Source organism: Vibrio sp. Vb0349 (genome assembly GCF_033338975.1).
The window spans coordinates 1-1,502 of record NZ_JAWOTS010000162.1; the positions used below are offsets into that span (position 1 = coordinate 1).

Annotated in this window: 2 protein-coding genes; both read right to left on the reverse strand. The window is 47.7% G+C overall.

Features of this window, described 5'->3' with window-relative positions:
* On the reverse strand, positions 1-766 hold a 766-nt coding region (locus R7Q47_RS24175), incomplete at its 3' end, for a peroxidase family protein (protein ID WP_318089732.1).
* 126 nt (positions 767-892) lie between these two features.
* Positions 893-1,363 carry a Dps family protein gene (locus R7Q47_RS24180; RefSeq protein WP_005457571.1) on the reverse strand — a complete coding sequence of 157 codons (471 nt, stop codon included), beginning with the start codon at positions 1,361-1,363 and terminating at the stop codon, positions 893-895.
* Positions 1,364-1,502: the final 139 nt, after the last annotated feature.

Sequence of the window (1,502 nt, forward strand, 5' to 3'; positions counted from 1 at the left end):
CATTCATTGCCATTCGAGCGAACGTAATTCGTACGTCGTGCGCGGTTTTGAGTGGATCCGGCTGTCCATCGACGCCTTCTGGGTTGACATAAATTAAGCCCATCATCACAGCGGCGAGTGGGTTCTCTAAATCCCGTTCACCTGAGTAGCGACTGTTAGGGTTGTTGGTAGGTGCCAGCCATTCTTTTTCTGAGCCCCAATAAATGTCCTTTTCTGGGTGCCAGATGTCTTCGCGCCCGAATCCGAAGCCGAACGTTTTCAACCCCATGGATTCATAAGCCATCGTACCGGCATACGCAATGAGATCGGCCCAGCTCAGTTGGTTGCCGTATTTTTTCTTAATCGGCCAAAGGATACGTCTTGCTTTGTCGAGATTAGCGTTATCTGGCCATGAATTTAGCGGGGCAAAACGTAAATTACCGGTGCCCGCACCGCCGCGACCATCTGCGATTCGATAAGTCCCTGCCGCATGCCATGACATACGAATCATCAAGCCGCCATAATGTCCCCAGTCAGCAGGCCACCATTCTTGGCTATCGGTCATTAGTGCGATGAGGTCTTGTTTGAGTGCAGCGAAATCGAGTTTTTTGACTTCTTCTTGGTAATCAAAATCACTCGGCATTGGACTTGTTTTAGCGTCGTGTTGATGCAAAATGTCTAGGTTGAGCGACTTCGGCCACCAGTTCTTTTCTGTTCTGTCATTGGTGGTCATGGAGCCATGCATTACGGGGCATTTGCCTGCGGAATGCGCATTTTGTTGTGTCATGTTAATTCTCCCATTCTTGCGTTTTGCGAGTGCTAGTCGTTACAACTGGTGAACAAACACGGGCATCCGTTATTAATTACTGATGTTTTAATACAGAGCATTATCCTTAGGTCGTTTCGCTCGGCGTTATTTCTGCAGCGATCGTAACATCCATGCTGTTTTTTCATGGATGCGCATTCTGTCCGACACCAACGCCACGCTAGATTCGTCATCCGCTTGTTGGGCTAGCTTTAACACTTTACGTGCGGTCTTTACGACTTGTTCGTGATTGTGTGTGAGTATGTCGACCATTTCCGTCGCGCTTGGAACGCCTTCAACCTCTTCAATTACACTGAGTTTGGCGAACTCTTTAAACGTGCCGGGTGCGGGAACGTCCAGTGTGCGTATGCGCTCGGCAATCTCGTCTACAGCCGTCGCAAGTTCGGTGTAGTGTTCTTCGAACATGAGATGCAGTTCTCTGAAGTTCGGGCCTTCCACATTCCAGTGGAAGTTGTGCGTTTGCAGATAGAGCGTGTAAGAATCTGCCAAGAGCTGCTTCAAGCCCTCTGCGGTGCTTAATCGGTGCTCTCTATCAATGCCGATATCGATGTGCGTCATGCTAGCTTCCTCTCATTCCATCTGGTTTCACGACTTTTTATAAGCCGTCAGCAAACAACTAAAAAAAGTATTGGATAGATGTTCTGATTTGTAAAAATGATAAAAATGAATGTAACGTTCGGAAATTTTGATTACTGAA